Source organism: Salmonella sp. 32020114201800008SM (genome assembly GCF_017572025.1).
Taxonomy (GTDB): Bacteria; Pseudomonadota; Gammaproteobacteria; order Enterobacterales; family Enterobacteriaceae; genus Salmonella; species Salmonella enterica.
Window position 1 is genome coordinate 162944 of sequence record NZ_JAGEQM010000003.1, and the last position, 18650, is coordinate 181593.

Below are 18650 nucleotides of genomic sequence, written 5' to 3' on the forward strand. Positions count from 1 at the left end.
GGATGCGACGCGCACCCGGCAACGGAGTTATTTTACGAGAACCAACTGCCAAACCACTGATGGAGTTTCATCAGCACAAAATCCCACATCCGGCTGAAAAATCCCCCCTCCTCGACGTTTTCCATCACCATTAACGGGCGTTGCTCAATGGATTTTCCGTTAAGCTGGAAATCGATGGTGCCGACAACCTGCCCTTTCTTCAACGGCGCCGTGAGCTGTGGTTCGTTCAACGTAAAGCTGGCCTTCAGGTTTTTAAGCTGCCCACGCGGAATCGTCACAGACCCCGCATCGCCCGCCCCCAAATTGACCTCACGCTTATCGCCAAACCAGACCCGCTGCGTCACGAATGTCGCGTCAGGTTTAATCGGCGTGACCGTTTCAAAGAAGCGGAAACCCCAGGTCAGCAGTTTTTCTGACTCATTAAAACGAATACGGTCCGTTTTCGCCCCCAGCACGACAGAGATCAGGCGCATATCGCCCTGAGTGGCGGAGGCGACAAGGTTATACCCAGCGCCAGCCGTTGTCCCCGTTTTCATGCCGTCGACATGCAGATTGGTACTCCACAACAGGCGGTTGCGGTTTGGCTGACGAATATTATTAAAAGTAAATTCTTTCTCTTTATGAATGGCGTATTCGTCAGGCACATCGTGAATCAGGGCCTTGCCGAGCAGCGCCATATCGCGAGCGGTACTGAACTGCCCTGGCGCATCAAGACCGTGTACCGTCTGGAAGGTTGTATTGGTTAACCCCAGTCGTTTCGCATAGGCGTTCATCAGGCCGATAAAGGACTCCTGGCTTCCGGCGACGTAGTCGGCAAGCGCGATACAGGCATCATTACCTGACTGAATGATGATGCCTTTATTAAGATCCGCAACCGACACCTGATCGCCTGGCTTCAGAAACATCACCGACGACCCACGTAGCGCCGGGTTCCCCGTCGCCCAGGCATCTTTGCCCACCGTTACCATATCGGTCAGCTTGATTTTCCCTGCCTTCAGCGCCTGGCCCACCACGTAGCTGGTCATAATTTTTGTCAAACTGGCAGGGTCGAGTTTCTCATCGGCGTTGCCTTCCGCCAGTACTTTACCGCTGGCGTAATCCATTAAGATCCAGGCTCGCGCATCAACGCCCGGCGGCGCGATCGTTTGTTCCTCTGCCTTTACAGGCGAAGCGAAAAGGAATAAGAGAACCGAACCTGCCGCGAGGCTACGAAGGGAAGAAGCGTATTGCGTCATAGTACCACCCGAGTATCCATTCCAAAAACACACGTCACACCACCGTGTAAGAAGTGCGGTGAGTAATAACGCACTCACGACGTTAAAGAAACCGTAACTTGGTAAAGTTTTTAAAGTTTATGCAATAACATCCCGTTACGCTTCCTTCATAACGATTTTTTTACAGACCATTGTGTAAATGTTAGGTTTATCTCACGGTAGGCCGATTACTGTCATCATCCTGATAAAACGGAAGGGGTTAATATGATTACGCTGTGGGGCCGGAACAACTCAACTAATGTTAAAAAAGTGTTGTGGACGCTTGAAGAGCTGGAACTGCCATACGATCAAATTCTGGCAGGCGGAAAATTCGGCGTTAACCAGGATGCCGACTATCTGGCGATGAATCCTAATGGGCTGGTGCCGCTGCTTAAAGATGATGAAACCGACCTGTTATTGTGGGAATCCAATGCCATTGTCCGCTATCTGGCGGCGCAATACGGCCAGAACCGGATATGGGTTGATAATCCGGCGCGGCGTGCGGAGGGCGAAAAATGGATGGACTGGGCGAATCAAACGTTAAGCCCGGCGCACCGTGTGATCCTGATGGGACTGGTCAGAACCCCGCCGGAAAAACGCGACCAGGCGGCAATTGAAGCCGGTATCGAAAAGTGTGATAGCCTGTTTGCGCTTCTTGATGACGCTCTGGCCCACCAGCCGTGGTTCTCAGGGGATAACTTTGGCACCGGCGATATCGCTATTGCGCCTTTCGTCTATAACCTGCTGAACGTGGGTCTGAAATGGACGCCGCGCCCGAATCTGGAGCGCTGGTATCAGCAGCTTACCGAGCGCCCAGCTTTTCGCAAAGTGGTGATGATCCCAGTCACCTAACGCGTAGCCGCGGCCTCAAGTGAAGGACTTACCTTGAGTAACTGCCCGTCGGACTCATCGGTTAACACATATAAGTAGCCGTCAGGTCCGACACGCACATCGTAGATACGTTGCTTTCTGTCACTAAAAATACAGTCTTCTTCCGTCACCGTATTGCCATTGACGCGCATCACAATAACCTCTTTATCTTTTAGCGCGCCGATAAACAGTTTATGCCGTCACGGCACAAAAACGTCGCTGATATAAAGGCCATCCCGCTAATTGCCGGAGAATCCTTCCAGTAGTAAACCGACTGCTCCGTTCCTTCGACAATTTCACCTTTGGTTTCCGGCACTTTCAGACCACTATAGTTGACGCCCCATGTGGCCAGCGGCCAGCCATAATTTTTGCCTTTTTTCGGTATGTTAATTTCATCGCCACCGCGCAGACCGTGTTCATGCAGCCATAGCGCGCCGCTCCAGGGATTGACTGCCAGTCCCTGCGGATTACGAATACCGGCATTGTACATGGCAAGATCAACAACCTGCTCTTTCATGCCGGGCTGACAGGCGCGGTATTCATAGTCGACCTGAAAGCTGCGGCAACATGCCTGACAGCGGTAATGCTGGTGCCCTGCACTCCCCGGACCATACTTTTTAACGGATGCCGTTTGCGCGCAAAACGGGCATTTCACATCGACTTTAGCCATCATAAATCCTGCGATAAAAGTCGGTATTCGAAACGATAATCACCGATTGAATACATGATCGTTTTCTGGGGATTTCACTGCATGTCATGATGGTTTACTCCTGCGATGAATAAGAGAACGGCGTTTAACCGTAAAATCAACATGCAGCGGGTCGAGAATAAAGATTATTAACGGAGTGATACCGACTTGAATCCGCCAAGTACTTTTTAGAGTATGTTCCATTCTTCGCGCCGGAATCCCTGAGTAATAGCCTGTCTGATCTAAAATGGAGATCAGAAAAATATGACACAAGCTGTTGCATAACATGGATAAAATGGGTAGTCATGCAAGCGAGATAAGACAATGAATGTATTCATTACTGATGCTGGTCGCTTATCGTGGTTACAGTGTGATCCTTTTTGCTCCGCTGGTAGCACTTGGCGCAGTTCTGTTCACCCGTCCAGTGACGGTCGCCCCGGTTTTCAGTGATATATTTATGGATAAGTTGATCGGTTTTGTAAAACTTTATTTTCCTGTCTTTCTGCTGGGTGCAGTATTTGGCAAGCTGATTGAATTTGCTGGTTTTTACTACTCAATTGTCAGTGCTGTGACCTGTATGGTGGGCCAGAACAAAGCCATGCCGATGATTATTCTTGTATGCGCTTTATTGACCTATGGAGGCGTATCATTGTTTGTGGTGGCGTTTGCCAATCTGTTCTTTACTTGGCTGATTCCACATATTTACGGTGATCAGTTTATGATAAATCTGCCGGGGCTGAAAAAACCGCTGTAAACGGGTTAACCTGATGACCACGGGGAGCAGGTATTAGCATCTACGTTACAACGGTTCCGACAATATGTCTGACCTGACCCCCTGTCAGCGGTCACCAGCGTCCTACCAGATCCGCCCCGGATCATGGTAGGGCGGTGACACCGTCAGCCTACATTTTGTAGTTATCTCGACGTGACAGGAATTCGGATAGGCCGAAATACTCAGTCTGACTGAGTCTATAAAAAAGCAGCACACTGTATTATACGTTAATTATGAGCCACAACGATGCACTTTGATATAAAAGATTTAAAATTATTCCTTGCTATCAGTGAAGAAGGGAGCTTAACACGTGGAGCGGAAAAAACTTACATGTCTGCCGCATCTGGTAGCGTGCGTATACGTAATCTTGAACAGAGTATCAATCTGAGATTGCTGTATCGTAGTAGCAAGGGGATAACGTTATCCTCTGCTGGTGAAACATTTAAACACCACGCCAGCCTTATTGTGAATCAGATGGAAATGTTACGTAGCGATATGCAGGAGCATGTTAAAGGCATCAAAGGACATGTCAGAATATTTTCCAGTATAACTGCTATTGCAGAGTATCTCCCCCCATTGTTGAGCCATTTCCTTACACTATATAACGATGTGAATATTGATCTCAGGGAGTATCCAAGTCCGGAAATTGTACGTTCTGTTATTGAGGGGAAAACTGATCTCGGAATTGTTGCTGGTAATATTACAACAGATAATCTTGAAATACTGCCGTTCCGTACTGATAGGCTAGTGCTTATCACCGCGACAGACCATCCCTTTGCTGACAGAAAAAGCGTGACCTTTCATGAATTAATTCAATATGAACAAATCAGCCTGCCTGAAGGGACAGGAATGTTTGAATTTATCCGAAAAAAGGCAGAACTAGTACCATCTAAACTGAAAATTAGAATACAGGTCGGCAACTTTGAAACATTTTGCCGTATGGTTGAAGCAAAAGTGGGCATTGGTATAATGCCTCACTCTGCTGCATCCCGTTTGCGTCAGTTGCATGAATTTTCGATTATTGATCTTGATGAATTTTGGTCATTAAGAAAATTACAAATCTGCGCCAGAAGCTTTGACAAATTACCCGGTTTCACACAAAAACTGGTTACTATGCTCACAGCTCAGACTGAGTGATAGCGTTACATCCCTGTATAATTTGGTCCGTTGCCACCTTCAGGCGTAGTCCAGGTTATATTTTGTTTAGGATCTTTAATGTCACAAACTTTACAGTGAATACAGTTCTGTGAATTTATTTGCAGACGCATGTTTTGTGTTTCACTATCCTGTAAAAATTCATATACTCCGGCAGGGCAATATCGTTCTTCGGGGCCACCATAAATATCCAGATTAATGGATATAGGGATATTCTGATCACTGATTTTCAAATGTACTGGCTGGTCGTCATCATGCCAGGTGTTACTGAGATAGACGGATGACAAAATATCAAACGTCAGTTTACCGTCAGGTTTGTCGTACAGTTTTTTCTGGCTTTTGTTGGCCGGTTGCAGAGTGATATTGTCCGGTCGGTTATTTTTTACACGCCAGGGGATTTTTTTTATACCCATTCGGGGAAGCAGCCAATGCTCAATGCCAGTCATGATAAAACCTATCACACGCCCTTTTTTAAACCAGGGTTTGAAATTACTACCATTTTCCAGTTCCTGCCAAAGCCAGCTCTGTCGCAGTAATGTTTGATATTCTGTCAGTATGTCGTTTTTCCTGTTGTCCAGCAAAGCATTAAATATAGCGTCAGCCGCTATCATGCCACTTTTGATAGCTGTATGGATGCCCTTGATTCTACTTGCATTGAGCGTACCGGCATTACAACCAATCAGCAGACCACCAGGTAAACAGGGATCAGGCATAGACGCAATCCCGCCGTTATTGATTGCTCTTGCGCCATAACCAATACGCTTACCCCGGTCAATGTATTTGCGTATAGAAGGGTGTGTTTTCAGGCGCTGCATTTCCTGAAAAGGGCTTAACCAGGGATTTGAATAATCAAGTCCCACAACCAAACCTAGTGCAATTTTATTATCATTAAGATGATAGAGAAACCCACCCCCGAACGACTCTTTATCCAGAGGCCAACCTGTGGTGTGAATTACAAGCCCCGGATGGGACTGGTCTGATGGAACCTCCCACAACTCTTTTATGCCTATGCTAAAACTCTGGGGTGCTTTGCCTGTATCAAGATGAAATTTTTTGATCAGTTCTTTAGCCAGACTACCGCGGGCCCCTTCGGCAAAAATTGTATATTTTGCCAGAATTTCTATTCCACTCAGGAACCCCTCTTTCTTGCTGCCATCCCGATGACGTCCCATATCACCAGTTACTACACCGATAATGTTAGTATCCTGATCATACAGTATCTCAGTTGCCGAAAAGCCTGCATAAATATCCACACCTGACGTTTCTGCCTGACCGGCGAGCCATTTAATGAGATTACCGAGGCTTACGATAAAGTTTCCATGGTTGCGAAAATTATCAGGAATCAATGCATCCGGCAAATTAATACATTTTTCATTCGTCAGTAACAGTAATTTATCCTGAGTAACAGGCTGTTTAATGGGTGCGCCTCTTTCCTGCCAATCAGGAATTAGTTCATTCAGCGCTCGGGGATCCATGACTGCCCCACTGAGAATATGAGAACCAGGCTCAGCTCCTTTATCAAGGACGATAATGGACAGTTCTTTTCCTGCGTCATTTGCCTGTAATTTAAGTTTAAGAGCTGCAGATAATCCGGCGGGTCCTGCTCCCACAATAAGAACATCACATTCTATTGTCTCACGTGATTGCTGGGTATTAGAAAGTGTATCGTTCATTATTAACTCCTTAATTTTTCAGCACCGTAGGAACAGCTATATTATGTAAATAAAATTGCATTCATATTGTAACCAATGAAATAAATATCATAGTGATAAAACAGATGAAATGGTATAGGAATGTTCAACCTTAGAAAAAGGTGCCTATAAGACTATATAGCCAGTTATCAACTATTAAAAAAATGTCGGTGATGATGAAGCATTCCATAACATTTATATTTAGCTTTCTCCCTCAGATGAAAAAGAATATACACAAATCATTTTTAAGCCGTTCATCATAATTGCAGGAAAAGTCCCTGTTTTCTTGGCATTCTATTATAGTTACCCGCGAGAAATAATCAGCCAACTGTCGGGTACAGAAGGGAGTGGCAATGACATGTTCAATCGAGACTATAATGACTCCGGACAGAGGTAACTGTTTCATAATATTTTTCCAATTGATTTGACATCAGAATGAACGTGGCATCTCCAGCACATGCTCAGCGATATAGCTCAGGATCAGGTTGGTAGATATAGGAGCAACCTGATATAAACGTGTTTCTCTAAACTTTCGTTCGATATCATACTCACAGGCAAAACCATATCCACCATGAAATTGCAGGCAGGCATTGGCTGCTTCCCAGCTGGCTTTCGCAGCAAGGTATTTCGCCATATTAGCCTGTGCTCCACAATCAAGATGCTGATCAAAAAGCTCGCACGCTTTAAAACGCATCAGATTAGCCGCTTCCACTGCAATAAATGCTTCTGCAATAGGAAACTGCACCCCCTGGTTCTGACCAATGGGACGACCAAAAACCTCACGCTCGCAGGTATAGCGGGTAACACGATCCATAAACCAATATCCATCGCCTATACATTCTGCCGCAATCAAGGTACGCTCTGCATTTAAACCATCAAGTATGTAATGAAAACCCATACCCTCTTCACCAATAAGATTTTCTTCGGGAATTTCCAGGTTGTCAAAAAAGAGCTCGTTGGTTTCATGATTGACCATATTGGGAATAGGTCGTACTGTCATTCCATTTTTCATAGCTTCTTTAATATCAACCATGAAAATAGACATCCCTTCGGATTTACGTTTTACATTTGCAAGCGGAGTAGTTCGAACCAGAAGAATCATCCAGTCTGAATGTTGAACACGTGAAATCCAGACTTTTTGTCCGTTTATCACATACCGGTCTTCTCTTTTTATAGCTGTAGTTTTAATTCTGGTGGTATCTGTACCTGCTGTGGGTTCTGTGACGCCCATCGACTGCAGGCGCCATTCACCAGTAGCTATCCGTGGCAGCCAGAATTCTTTCTGTTTATCGGATCCATGACGTAACAACGTATTCATGTTATACATCTGACCATGGCAGGCTCCAGAGTTTCCACCCGATCTATTGATCTCTTCCATGATAATAGATGCTTCAGTTAAACCAAGCCCTGACCCTCCAAATTCCTCCGGGATGAGCGCAGCCAGCCAACCAGCTTTGGTTAGTTTATTAACAAACTCTTCAGGATAGGCTTTTGCTTCATCTATCTTACGGTGATATTTATCATCAAATTCACTACATAATGAACGAACCGCATCACGAATATCCTGATATTTATCCTTTTCAATACTTTTCATAATTTTTTCCTCAATAAACCAGCGCCAACAGGGGGTAGAAAATGACCTTTTATCGGATGACCATCAGCAGATAGATCTGACTGGCGGTCGACAGGAAGAAAATAGAGCCAGTGCCATAATTCTGGCAGAACGCCCCCCCTCTTTAAAGATTTTGATGTCTTTATCCAGAGTGGCGGCCAGCAGCTTAGCGGGACCGGGGTTAAGATAATCGGTGTTGCGCAGAATGCCAGGCTGCCAAATTTGAATATCAGTATATTGCATAAAAGTTACCTTTAAGGAGGAAAAAATATGATTTATAATTTATCGATAAGTTCAGGTACAGCTTTGAAAATATCAGCTACCAAACCATAATCCGCAATAGAAAAGATAGGAGCGTCAGGATCCTTATTAATAGCGACAATGACGCCTGACTCTTTCATCCCGGCAAGATGTTGTATGGCGCCAGAAATTCCCAGAGCAATATAAAGTTGAGGCGCAACGATTTTTCCGGTCTGGCCAATCTGATAATCATTTGGTGCATAACCAGCATCTACAGCAGCCCGGCTTGCCCCCACGGCAGCGCCTAATTTATCTGCCAGGTTATCAACAAGTTCTTTGAATGCCTGTGCACTTCCTACTCCTCGTCCACCTGATACTACAACTCTGGCGGATTGTAAGTCTGGACGGTTACTTTTATTAACATGTTGGCTAATAAATTTTACCTGATCTGAACCAAGAACAACCTCTGTAAATTCAATGGGGGCTTTTCCCTCATCTTCCGCAACCGCAGCCGCAAATGAGGTAGGACGAACAGTTATCACTTTATATTCATCATCACTGTGTACTGTGGCAATAGCGTTACCCGCATAGATTGGACGTTCAAAGGTATGTTGATCAATGACACGCGTAATATCACTAATCTGAGATACATCAAGTTTTGCTGCTAAGCGTGGCGCACAGTTTTTTCCAAAAGAGCTTGCAGGAAAAAGAATGGACTGATAATGATTTTTCCCACTATTCAAAAAATAGCTGATCTGTTTTTCCACATTCTCTGCCAGAAGGTGTTCGAATAGTGGGCTGTCAGCAACAAATACAGTGGATATCCCCTGAATATGACTGGCTTTAACTGCAATACTTTCTATACCATATCCTAACATAAGTATATCTATATCACTATTAATGGCTTTTGCCGCAGTGATAGTACTGAGTGTTGAAGGTAAAAGAGTATTGCCGTTATGTTCAGCAATAACTAAAGAAGCCATATTTTCCTCCTTAAATTACTTTTTCTTCGTTTTTTAATTTATCTAGCAGCGTGTTAATATCTGGAACGATTATGCCTGCTTTCCTTCTTGCTGGCTCATCAACTTTAATAATAGTCAATCTGGATGACGGGTTAATACCAAGTGAATCGAAATCTATCTCCTTAACAGGTTTCTTTTTGGCTTTAATAACATTCGGCAAGCTGATATTCCTCGGTGTATTCAGACGTAGATCTGTAGTGAGTACTGCAGGCAGGGATAAATTTAACGTTTCTAATCCTCCATCAACCTCACGAACAGCAGTTAATGAATTATCAGAAATAGTAATTTCACTAACATTAGTGGCTTGGGGAAGATCGAGTAATGCTGCCAGCATTTGGCCTACCTGATTACAATCATCGTCAATAGCTTGCTTGCCTAATAATATAATATCGGGTTTTTCATTCCGGGTAATAGCGGTGATAGTTTTGGCCACAATTAGTGGTGTAAGAGAGTTTTTCGTTAATATGTGTATTGCCCTGTCTGCCCCTGCTGCCAGTGCTGTACGCAATACATCCCCTACACCTGTGTTTCCTATAGACACTACAACAACCTCACTGATTAATCCCCGTTCTTTTAAACGTACTGCTTCTTCAACTGCAATTTCATCAAATGGATTGATACTGAGTTTTGAATCAGAAATATCAACATCAGAATGATCTCGCTTTATTCTAATTCTAACGTTATGATCGACAACTTGTTTTACACAAACTAAAGCTTTCATTGGTGACTCCTTCATATATTTACTAAATGCTATGAGCCAAAATCCTTTTTGCTTTCTCCAGTAACGGTTTATCCACCATTTGCCCTTCATGACTGAACGCTCCATGGGGATATTGAGCCAGTCGCATAATCTGGGGAACCCACTCGATTTCTTGTTTTAAATAGCTGAATGCTCTGTTTACATGTGAAATTTGTGGAGGGTGAATACATACCTTGCCACTGAACCCCATTTTACAGGAGTGAATAGCATTTTGTATTGTCAACTCGTTTTTCATAAATTCAGTTGTGATACCGTCAACAGAAGGATATGATCCAGCCAGGCGTGAAGTTATTACAATTTTTGCACGTACAGCAATCAGTACTTTTTCATCATTACTCATGAAATTCAGAGCATTTTCTCTGGCAATTATTTTTTTCTCAGATGACACCGCATTTTCTAAATCAAGGATTACGCTATCAGCACAACTGCTATTTGCTTTTTCAAATCGTTCAGGTTGGTCCCCCGTAACGAAAAGAAAAAACCGTTCTAACGTTTGCATTCTCGTCTCTCATTTGAATGGAGCATCTGATAATTCAATATATCTTAAAAAAATAATTTTCTGAATTAGCTTTTATCTAACCCCCCATTAAAATTGGTTCAGGTTCGCTGATAACAGAAAGAAACATGTAATTTATTGTTACAATAACAAAGATAAAAATAAAATTTAATTATTTGATATAAATAACGTTTCAGAATAGTAAACGGCCGACATTCCGTACCTGTTTCAGGAGTGAATTCGACTATACCGTTCCCTAAGAACATCAACGATTGTCTGGTGAACCGAATTTAGTCACCTTTGGCGGAAAACAGGCTGGCATATAGGAGAGCATGACAACCCGGGTCATTCCCTCCGTGATTTTTTAGTAACACGCTGAAAAAGTATCTGAAACTTCATTCTGCAAGTGAGACTTTCCCCGAAGTCGATCGATACGTTTTATCTTGTGCCTGACCGATGCTACTCCTGACAAATCACGCCCAATACTGAATAAGTGTAAGAGATGCACCGTTAATCACTACACTGGTAGCCTCAATCAGAGATTGACGGCGGTAAAGGTGCAAAGGCTCCAGTATATTTTTAAAGGATTTTTGGCATAATGAACGAGCAGGCATAGTGATGATTTCCTTGAAAGTGTTAGCGCAATCAATTAGATCACATAACACTATGCCTGTCCTGGTTTGCTGGGGATTCCTCAGGAGTCGCCTCCCCCTTATTCAGACCTGTGTAAGCGGTGAATGTGCTTTCAGACTCTGAATACTCAGCGTCAAAGTTGTCAGACAGTTTTCAAGTTTATCTGCGTTGACGGCAATAAAGGTCGGACAATCATGGTGTCCGCTCATTAAACAAACGGCGGCGGCTGCAAGCGCGCCTTCGGCACGGCGCAGCGCGTTCCACTCTTCCTGATCGAGATGCAGTCCCTGCCGTAAGGATTGATCGTGGAGCTCGCGATTCAGTTCAAAAAAATTGTCACGCAGAGAGTCACTTTCGCTGACTGACATATACCCCTTCGCTTTTCGCAATTGCAGATAAGCGGCAAGATCGATACGCGCGTTTATCAGCTTGTTGAGAAGATCGGTTCTCAGTCTGTCAACGACCATACCTTTTTTCCTCCTCTTTTCTACCAGGGTTCAACTTAATAGTATGGTCGTTTTTTAGACAAAGGGGTGTCAGAGATCAAGAATTTTCTTAGAATTGCCCTTTTTCACCTTTTGCTGATAACCACAACGGTTGATGCCGCCGCTCCCGATGAGATTGCGATACAATTTTTGTTCGGATATCTGTAGAATCCCTGCCCTGACCATTCCAATAAATGAACACTTTTTAAGCTATGAGTAATGTAACCCACCAGCCAAAGATCGGCTTCGTTTCCCTGGGCTGTCCGAAAAACCTCGTTGATTCGGAACGCATCCTGACTGAGCTGCGTACCGAAGGCTATGACGTTGTGCCACGCTATGACGATGCGGATATGGTTATCGTTAATACCTGTGGCTTTATTGACAGCGCGGTACAAGAGTCGCTGGAAGCCATTGGCGAAGCGCTGAACGAAAACGGTAAGGTAATCGTCACCGGCTGCCTGGGCGCAAAAGAAGATCAGATCCGCGAAGTGCATCCGAAAGTACTGGAAATCACCGGGCCGCATAGCTATGAGCAAGTTCTGCAGCACGTACATCATTACGTACCGAAGCCGAAGCACAATCCATTTTTAAGCCTCGTACCAGAACAGGGTGTAAAACTGACGCCGCGCCATTATGCGTATCTGAAAATTTCTGAAGGCTGTAATCACCGCTGCACGTTCTGCATCATCCCGTCGATGCGCGGGGATCTGGTCAGCCGTCCGATTGGCGACGTATTAAGCGAAGCGAAACGTCTGGTTGATGCCGGGGTCAAAGAGATTCTGGTGATTTCGCAAGATACCTCCGCCTACGGCGTAGATGTGAAGCACCGCACCGGATTCCATAATGGCGAACCGGTGAAAACCAGTATGGTGAGCCTGTGCGAGCAGTTATCAAAACTGGACGTCTGGACACGTCTGCACTACGTCTACCCCTACCCACACGTTGATGATGTGATTCCGCTAATGGCGGAAGGCAAAATCCTGCCCTATCTGGACATTCCGCTGCAACATGCCAGCCCGCGGATTCTTAAACTGATGAAACGTCCCGGTTCCGTTGACCGCCAGCTGGCGCGCATTAAGCAGTGGCGCGAAATCTGCCCGGAACTGACCCTACGCTCCACCTTTATTGTCGGCTTCCCCGGCGAAACGGAAGAAGACTTCCAGATGCTGCTCGACTTCCTGAAAGAGGCGCGCCTCGATCGTGTAGGCTGCTTCAAGTACAGCCCGGTGGAAGGCGCAGGCGCGAATGAGCTGCCGGATCAGGTGCCGGAAGAGGTGAAAGAAGAGCGCTGGAACCGCTTTATGCAACTGCAACAGCAAATCTCCGCTGAGCGCTTGCAGGAAAAAGTGGGCCGCGAAATTCTGGTGATCGTTGATGAGGTTGACGAAGAAGGCGCTATCGGGCGTAGCATGGCGGATGCGCCGGAAATTGACGGCGCGGTCTATTTGAACGGCGAAACCAACGTCAAGCCGGGCGATATCGTGCGCGTGAAAGTGGAAAACGCCGACGAATATGATTTGTGGGGCAGTCGGGTTTAACGCCACCTCCCCCGGCGCGGGTGCCGGATGTGTTATCCCGCCTGGCGAGACCGTTCCAGGCCCGCCAGGCGTCAACGCCACCGGGCTGGCTTACCCCTTAATCTTCGGGTCCAGCGCATCGCGCAACCCGTCGCCTAACAGGTTAAACGCCAGCACAGTCAGGAAAATCGCCACCGCCGGGAAGAGCGCTACGTGCGGCGCGATGACCATATCCGCCCGCGCTTCATTGAGCATCGCTCCCCACTCCGGCGTTGGCGGCTGCGCGCCTAATCCGAGAAATGACAGGCTTGCCGCGGAAATAATTGACGTACCGATACGCATCGTAAAGAAAACCACAATTGACGAGACCGTTCCCGGCAATATATGGCTAAACAAAATCGTCGTGTCGCTGGCGCCGATACTGCGGGCAGACTCAATAAACGTCTGCTGTTTTAAGACCAGGGTATTTCCGCGCACCAGACGAGCAAACGCCGGAATAGAGAAAATCGCCACCGCAACGATCACATTAGCAATACCGCTGCCTAACACCGCCACAACGGCAATCGCCAGCAAAATGCCGGGGAAGGCGAACAGCACATCGCAAATGCGCATAATAAAACGATCCCACCAGCCTTCATAATATCCCGCCAGCAATCCCAACACCGTACCAATTATCGCGCCGATAAATACCGCGAACACGCCCGCCGCCAGTGAGATCTGCGCCCCAACGAGAACCCGGCTAAAGATGTCTCTTCCCAGCGAGTCAACGCCAAACCAGTGCTGCAAAGAGGGGCCATTGTTCAGGCTATCGTAGTCAAAATAGTTTTCCGCATCGTAGGGCGTCAGCCAACGGGCAAAAATCGCCACCAGAATTAACGCCAGTACGAATCCCCCGGCGACCAACGCGACATGCTGGCGGCGAAAACGACGCCAGAACTCCCGCCACGGCGTGCGTATCTGGTCGGGTTTTACCACCGGCATAGCATGTAAAATCGCCTGACGGCGCCAGTTAAATAATCGCATCCTTACTTATACCTGATAGCCGGATTAATGGCGGCATAGAGGACATCCACCACTAAGTTGATAAGAATAAATTCCAGAGAAAACAGCAGCACTTCCGCCTGAATCACGGGGTAGTCGCGCATGTCGACGGAGTCGACCAGTAACCGCCCAAGCCCCGGCCAGTTAAACACTTTTTCGACGACGATCGATCCGCCAAGCAGAAAGCCAAATTGCAGTCCCATCATGGTGACGACCGGGATCATTGCATTGCGCAGGCCATGTTTTAACACCACCCACGTTTCACTGACGCCTTTCGCCCGCGCAGTCCTCATGTAATCCTCGCTCAGGACATCGACAAACGAGGAGCGCGTAAAACGCGCCATGACGGATGCCACCGCCGCGCCAAGCGTCAGGGAGGGTAAAATATAATGTTGCCAGCTATCCGCCCCCACGGTCGGTAGCCAGCCCAGATCCACGGAAAAAATCTGCATTAACAACATTCCCAGCGCAAAAGCCGGAAAAGAAATGCCGGTCACGGCAAGCGTCATTCCTAACCGGTCAGGCCAGCGATTACGCCACACGGCGGCGGCGATGCCGATCGCCATGCCAAACAGCACCGCCCATATCATACTGGTTATCGTCAGCCACAGCGTCGGCAAAAAGCGGCTGGCGATCTCCTCAGAAACCGGGCGGCGGGAAACCATTGACGTCCCGAAATCGCCTTGTAAAACATGGGTGATGTAACGCCAAAACTGGACATGAAGCGGCTGATCAAGTCCCAGCTGCTGACGAACCAGCGCGATCACCTGCGCGTCGGCTTCCGGTCCGGCTATCAGCCGCGCCGGGTCGCCGGGCAACAAATGAACAAATAAAAACACCAGCACTGCCACAATCAACAGCGTAGGAATTAATCCCAGCAGGCGCTTGAGAACATAGTTAAGCATCACACGAACCTTTTACCGGATGGCGGACAACGCGCGCGCCATCCAGCCCCATCGCATTACTTACTTCAAATCCGCATCGTCAAAGCTGAAACCGGTATCCGGCATAATCCAGAAACCGGTCAAATTTTTACTGTGCGCAGAAACCAATTTCTCCACCACCAACGGTATCCAGGGCGACTCTTTCCAGATAATATCCTGCGCCTCTTTGTACAATCGTGTTTTCTCCTGCGGATCGTTGGTCTTTAAGGCCGCCGCCAAATCGCTGTCGACCTGCTTGTTGCTGTAAAAAGCGGTATTAAACTGCGTCGGCGGCCAGTTTTGTGATGCGAAGAGCGGCGATAACGCCCAGTCAGCTTCGCCCGTCGACGCCGACCAGCCGGTATAGAACATTCGCACGCCGCTCTCTTTTTGCCCTTTGCCCTCGACTTCCGCGGCGCGCTGGCCGGCGTCCATCGCGGTTATCCGGGCTTTAATGCCAATCTGCGCCAGTTGCTGTTGGGTAAACTGCAACACTTTTTGCGCGGTGCTATGGTTGTGCGATGACCACAGCGTGGTACTGAAACCGTCTGGATACCCCGCCTCTTTCAACAGTTCGCGCGCTTTAGCCGGATCATAGGGCCATGGCTGATAGCTTTGCGCATAGGCTATCGACGGCGGCACCACGCCCGTCGCCGGCGTGGCGTATCCGGCAAACGCCACTTTAACCAGCGCCTGACGATTGATAGCGTAATTCAACGCCTCACGCACCTTAGGATTATCAAACGGCTTCTGCGTCACATTCATACTGATATAACGCTGCATAATGGACGGGCTGGCGACCAGTTCGAGGTTTTTATTTTTCGCCAATAACGCGGCCTGCTCATAAGGGATAGGAAAAGCAAATTGCGCTTCGCCGGTTTGCAGCATCGCCGCGCGGGTATTGTTGTCAGTAACCGGACGCCAGGTAATAGAATCCAGCTTGGGTAAGCCCTGCTGCCAGTAACCGGCGAACTTCTTCACTTTGACAAAGTCGGTCTGATTCCAGGTTTCAAGCTGGTATGGACCGGTACCGACCGGATGAAAACCAATATCCTTGCCATATTTTTCCAGCGCTTGCGGCGAGATCATCGCCGTCGCCGGGTGCGCCAGAATATTAATGAAAGCGGAGAACGGCTGTTTCAGGGTAATTTTTACCGTTGCCGGATCGACGACCTCCGTTTTTGCGATATTTTTATACAGGTTATAACGCTTGAGGTGGTTATCCGGATTGCTGGCGCGATCGAGATTCGCTTTCACCGCCGCCGCATCAAAATCCGCGCCGTCCTGAAATTTCACCCCCTGCCGTAGGGTAATGGTGTAGGTCAGACCGTCATCAGAAACGGTATAGCCTTTCGCCAGGACGTTTTTTACCTTCATGTCTTTATCCAGGCCAAACAGCCCCTGATAAAATGACTTCGCCACCGCCTGCGAGAGCGTATCGTTGGCGTCATACGGATCGAGCGTGGTGAAATTAGACCCTACCGCCACCACCACATCTTTGGCCGCCAGGGCCGGAAAAACCGCAATGGATGAGGCCAGTCCCAGCGCCGCCAGCCATTTATGCGTAATAAATTGCGTCATGTTGTTCTCCTGAAACCCTGCCTGTCTGAATGTTATAAGCGCGAGAGCGCATTATCCTGCAGCGGCCGCGCAACATAATGTCCCGGCCCGACCAACTGTAATGAAACGGCGGGCGTCTCTTCGCCACGTTTATGAATATTGCTGGGTATATCATCTGATAGCAGAACGCGCCGCGGCCGGTGTCTGGAGGGATCGGCAACCGGCACCGCCGCCATCAATTTACGCGTATAAGGATGCTGCGGATTTTCAAAAACGGCGCGCCGCGGCCCCATCTCAACAATTTGACCAAGATACATCACCGCCACGCGATGGCTAATTCGCTCCACGACCGCCATATCATGCGAAATAAACAGGTAGGCGATCCCCATTTCCCGTTGTAAATCGAGCAGTAAATTAATGATCTGCCCGCGAACGGAAACATCCAGCGCGGAGACCGCCTCATCGGCAATAATCACTTTAGGATTCAATGCCAGCGCGCGAGCTATGCAGATGCGCTGACGTTGACCGCCGGAAAACTCATGCGGATAACGCCAGGCATGTTCAGGACGTAATCCGACACGCTCAAGCAACCAGGCCACGCGCTTTGCCGCAGCGTCCCCCCGCCCCAGGCCATGAATCCGTAAAGGTTCCATAATGGAATACCCCACGGTCTGGCGCGGGTCGAGCGAGGCGTAAGGGTCCTGGAAAATACACTGAATATCGCGGCGCAACGGCTGGAGTTTACCCGCAGACAGCGTGTCAATGCGCTGTCCGTTAAAGATAATCTCCCCCTGCCGGGATTCAACCAACCGCAGCAGCGCGCGTCCGGTCGTCGATTTTCCGCTACCGGACTCGCCCACCAGCGATAGCGTTTCGCCGGGCCAGAGATCGAAACTGATATTCTCAACGGCATGAACTTCACACGTAACGCGGTTAAAGAGACCGCTACGCAGCGGGAATCGCGTCACCAGCCCCCGAACCTGGAGAATAGGCTCGCCTTCCACCACCGTGTCTTGCTCAATCTGCGATTCATAAAGGGCCGGTTCGTCAGCGGAAATCAACGGGAAACGGCGTGGCAGCGAGTGGCCGCGCATCGCGCCAAGCTGAGGGACGGCCGCCAGTAACGTTTGGGTATAAGGATGCGTCGGCGCATGGAAAATCTGCTCTACGCTGCCGGTTTCCACGGCCTCGCCCTGATACATCACCAGTACGCGATCGGCGATATCCGCCACGACGCCCATGTCGTGGGTGATAAAAATCACGCCCATCGACATCTCTTGCTGCAACACTTTGATAAGTTGCAGAATTTGCGCCTGGATAGTGACATCCAGCGCCGTGGTGGGTTCATCGGCAATCAATACCGCCGGACGGCAGGATAGCGCCATCGCGATCATGACTCGCTGGCGCATCCCGCCGGAAAGCTGATGCGGATAACGCGATAAAATCGCCTGCGACTCCGGGATCCGTACCTGATCGAGCATACGTTTCGCTTCCGCCAGCGCCTCTTCGTGGCTGGCGCCCTGATGCAAACGAATAGATTCGGCAATTTGCTCGCCAACGGTAAATACCGGGTTGAGCGAGGTCATTGGCTCCTGGAAAATCATGGCGATATCCGCGCCGCGCACACGCCGCATCTGCGCGTCACTCTGCTCAGACAGCTCAATCACCTGGCGATTACGCCGACGCAACAGCATTTCGCCGCAGCGCACGTTCGCGCCCGACTGCTCAATCAGCCGCATTAACGCCAGCGCCGTCACCGATTTTCCCGAGCCCGACTCGCCGACAATCGCCAGAGTCTCTCCACGCTTCAGGCGTAATGACACATTACGCACGGCGTCTACCTGTTGCCCTTCGTGGTGAAACGCGATATTCAGGCCACTGACGGACAGAACATCGCGGCTATCCAGTTCATCGCTGTGCGGCACCTGCGGC

16 protein-coding genes and 3 pseudogenes are annotated in these 18650 nt (G+C 48.3%); 4 read left to right on the forward strand and 15 right to left on the reverse strand.

Annotation, left to right across the window (positions count from 1 at the left end; translation table 11 throughout):
* Positions 1–32 precede the first annotated feature (32 nt).
* Positions 33–1235, reverse strand: a complete 1203-nt coding sequence (dacC, locus tag J4613_RS10105; protein WP_000195712.1) for a serine-type D-Ala-D-Ala carboxypeptidase — start codon at positions 1233–1235, stop codon at positions 33–35.
* Positions 1236–1478: 243 nt separating this feature from the next.
* Here dacC and J4613_RS10110 point away from each other — a divergent pair, with 243 nt between their 5' ends.
* Positions 1479–2105: a glutathione S-transferase family protein gene (locus J4613_RS10110; protein ID WP_023137802.1), complete on the forward strand. Its 627-nt coding sequence runs from the start codon at positions 1479–1481 to the stop codon at positions 2103–2105.
* On the opposite strand, the pseudogene J4613_RS22685 reads toward J4613_RS10110, so the two are convergent.
* Together J4613_RS22685 and J4613_RS22690 are read right to left on the reverse strand one after the other, a co-directional pair.
* Positions 2102–2613 (reverse strand): annotated as a pseudogene (locus J4613_RS22685) (PQQ-dependent sugar dehydrogenase); the annotation flags it as partial. The gene J4613_RS10110 and the pseudogene J4613_RS22685 sit on opposite strands and share 4 nt — an antisense overlap.
* Positions 2590–2793 (reverse strand): annotated as a pseudogene (locus tag J4613_RS22690) (IS1 family transposase); the annotation flags it as partial. The pseudogenes J4613_RS22690 and J4613_RS22685, both read right to left, overlap by 24 nt.
* 346 nt (positions 2794–3139) lie before the next feature.
* Here J4613_RS22690 and J4613_RS10125 point away from each other — a divergent pair.
* Together J4613_RS10125 and J4613_RS10130 are read left to right on the forward strand one after the other, a co-directional pair.
* Positions 3140–3565: a GntP family permease gene (locus tag J4613_RS10125; RefSeq protein WP_000287110.1), complete on the forward strand. Its 426-nt coding sequence runs from the start codon at positions 3140–3142 to the stop codon at positions 3563–3565.
* Positions 3566–3829: 264 nt separating this feature from the next.
* On the forward strand, positions 3830–4720 hold the full coding sequence (locus J4613_RS10130) for a LysR family transcriptional regulator (protein WP_000545335.1): 891 nt from the start codon (positions 3830–3832) through the stop codon (positions 4718–4720).
* A 5-nt stretch (positions 4721–4725) separates the two neighbouring features.
* Here J4613_RS10130 and J4613_RS10135 read toward each other — a convergent pair whose 3' ends face one another.
* The 8 genes and pseudogenes from J4613_RS10135 to bssR all read right to left on the reverse strand — a co-directional run bounded on the left by J4613_RS10135 (position 4726) and on the right by bssR (position 11659).
* Entirely contained in the window at positions 4726–6411 is a 1686-nt protein-coding gene (locus tag J4613_RS10135) for an electron transfer flavoprotein-ubiquinone oxidoreductase (protein WP_001000303.1), read from the reverse strand.
* Positions 6412–6859: 448 nt separating this feature from the next.
* Complete coding sequence (locus J4613_RS10140; protein WP_000835385.1) at positions 6860–8023, reverse strand: acyl-CoA dehydrogenase family protein; 1164 nt, start codon at positions 8021–8023, stop codon at positions 6860–6862.
* 63 nt (positions 8024–8086) lie between these two features.
* The gene (locus J4613_RS10145; protein ID WP_001200424.1) at positions 8087–8284 is read right to left on the reverse strand and encodes a hypothetical protein; all 198 of its coding nucleotides are present in this window, start codon (positions 8282–8284) and stop codon (positions 8087–8089) included.
* A gap of 32 nt (positions 8285–8316) precedes the next feature.
* A complete protein-coding gene (locus J4613_RS10150) occupies positions 8317–9264 on the reverse strand; it encodes an FAD-binding protein (RefSeq protein WP_000157776.1) in 948 nt (315 codons plus the stop codon).
* A gap of 10 nt (positions 9265–9274) precedes the next feature.
* The gene (locus tag J4613_RS10155) at positions 9275–10024 is read right to left on the reverse strand and encodes an electron transfer flavoprotein subunit beta/FixA family protein (RefSeq protein ID WP_001521753.1); all 750 of its coding nucleotides are present in this window, start codon (positions 10022–10024) and stop codon (positions 9275–9277) included.
* Between the two features lie 22 nt (positions 10025–10046).
* Positions 10047–10562 (reverse strand): CoA ester lyase, encoded by a 516-nt coding sequence (locus J4613_RS10160; protein WP_001521476.1) that lies wholly within the window; start codon positions 10560–10562, stop codon positions 10047–10049.
* A 364-nt stretch (positions 10563–10926) separates the two neighbouring features.
* A pseudogene (locus J4613_RS22695) lies at positions 10927–11173 on the reverse strand (IS4 family transposase); the annotation flags it as partial.
* Positions 11174–11275: 102 nt separating this feature from the next.
* Entirely contained in the window at positions 11276–11659 is a 384-nt protein-coding gene (gene bssR / locus J4613_RS10165; protein WP_000259648.1) for a biofilm formation regulator BssR, read from the reverse strand.
* Positions 11660–11889: 230 nt separating this feature from the next.
* Here bssR and rimO point away from each other — a divergent pair, with 230 nt between their 5' ends.
* Positions 11890–13215, forward strand: coding sequence for a 30S ribosomal protein S12 methylthiotransferase RimO (gene rimO, locus J4613_RS10170; protein ID WP_080192243.1), 1326 nt, complete (start codon positions 11890–11892; stop codon positions 13213–13215).
* Positions 13216–13305: 90 nt separating this feature from the next.
* On the opposite strand, the gene gsiD is transcribed toward rimO, so the two are convergent.
* The 4 genes from gsiD to gsiA are packed head-to-tail and all read right to left on the reverse strand — an operon-like array spanning position 13306 to position 18643.
* Positions 13306–14217: a glutathione ABC transporter permease GsiD gene (gene gsiD, locus J4613_RS10175; RefSeq protein WP_001236024.1), complete on the reverse strand. Its 912-nt coding sequence runs from the start codon at positions 14215–14217 to the stop codon at positions 13306–13308.
* Between the two features lie 2 nt (positions 14218–14219).
* Positions 14220–15140 (reverse strand): glutathione ABC transporter permease GsiC, encoded by a 921-nt coding sequence (gene gsiC / locus J4613_RS10180; RefSeq protein ID WP_000936067.1) that lies wholly within the window; start codon positions 15138–15140, stop codon positions 14220–14222.
* 60 nt (positions 15141–15200) lie between these two features.
* On the reverse strand, positions 15201–16739 hold the full coding sequence (gsiB, locus tag J4613_RS10185) for a glutathione ABC transporter substrate-binding protein GsiB (RefSeq protein WP_111742398.1): 1539 nt from the start codon (positions 16737–16739) through the stop codon (positions 15201–15203).
* A gap of 32 nt (positions 16740–16771) precedes the next feature.
* Positions 16772–18643, reverse strand: coding sequence for a glutathione ABC transporter ATP-binding protein GsiA (gene gsiA, locus J4613_RS10190; protein WP_111742399.1), 1872 nt, complete (start codon positions 18641–18643; stop codon positions 16772–16774).
* Positions 18644–18650 lie beyond the last annotated feature (7 nt).

Bases quoted from the DNA above. Each gene is read 5' to 3' on its own strand.
- J4613_RS10135 (WP_001000303.1), bottom strand. From the start codon at position 6,411: ATGAACGATACACTTTCTAATACCCAGCAATCACGTGAGACAATAGAA.
- gsiC (WP_000936067.1), bottom strand. From the start codon at position 15,140: ATGCTTAACTATGTTCTCAAGCGCCTGCTGGGATTAATTCCTACGCTG.
- rimO (WP_080192243.1), top strand. From the start codon at position 11,890: ATGAGTAATGTAACCCACCAGCCAAAGATCGGCTTCGTTTCCCTGGGC.
- J4613_RS10125 (WP_000287110.1), top strand. From the start codon at position 3,140: ATGTATTCATTACTGATGCTGGTCGCTTATCGTGGTTACAGTGTGATC.
- J4613_RS10145 (WP_001200424.1), bottom strand. From the start codon at position 8,284: ATGCAATATACTGATATTCAAATTTGGCAGCCTGGCATTCTGCGCAAC.
- J4613_RS10160 (WP_001521476.1), bottom strand. From the start codon at position 10,562: ATGCAAACGTTAGAACGGTTTTTTCTTTTCGTTACGGGGGACCAACCT.
- J4613_RS10130 (WP_000545335.1), top strand. From the start codon at position 3,830: ATGCACTTTGATATAAAAGATTTAAAATTATTCCTTGCTATCAGTGAA.
- J4613_RS10140 (WP_000835385.1), bottom strand. From the start codon at position 8,023: ATGAAAAGTATTGAAAAGGATAAATATCAGGATATTCGTGATGCGGTT.
- gsiD (WP_001236024.1), bottom strand. From the start codon at position 14,217: ATGCGATTATTTAACTGGCGCCGTCAGGCGATTTTACATGCTATGCCG.
- bssR (WP_000259648.1), bottom strand. From the start codon at position 11,659: ATGGTCGTTGACAGACTGAGAACCGATCTTCTCAACAAGCTGATAAAC.
- J4613_RS10150 (WP_000157776.1), bottom strand. From the start codon at position 9,264: ATGGCTTCTTTAGTTATTGCTGAACATAACGGCAATACTCTTTTACCT.
- gsiB (WP_111742398.1), bottom strand. From the start codon at position 16,739: ATGACGCAATTTATTACGCATAAATGGCTGGCGGCGCTGGGACTGGCC.
- J4613_RS10110 (WP_023137802.1), top strand. From the start codon at position 1,479: ATGATTACGCTGTGGGGCCGGAACAACTCAACTAATGTTAAAAAAGTG.
- J4613_RS10155 (WP_001521753.1), bottom strand. From the start codon at position 10,024: ATGAAAGCTTTAGTTTGTGTAAAACAAGTTGTCGATCATAACGTTAGA.
- dacC (WP_000195712.1), bottom strand. From the start codon at position 1,235: ATGACGCAATACGCTTCTTCCCTTCGTAGCCTCGCGGCAGGTTCGGTT.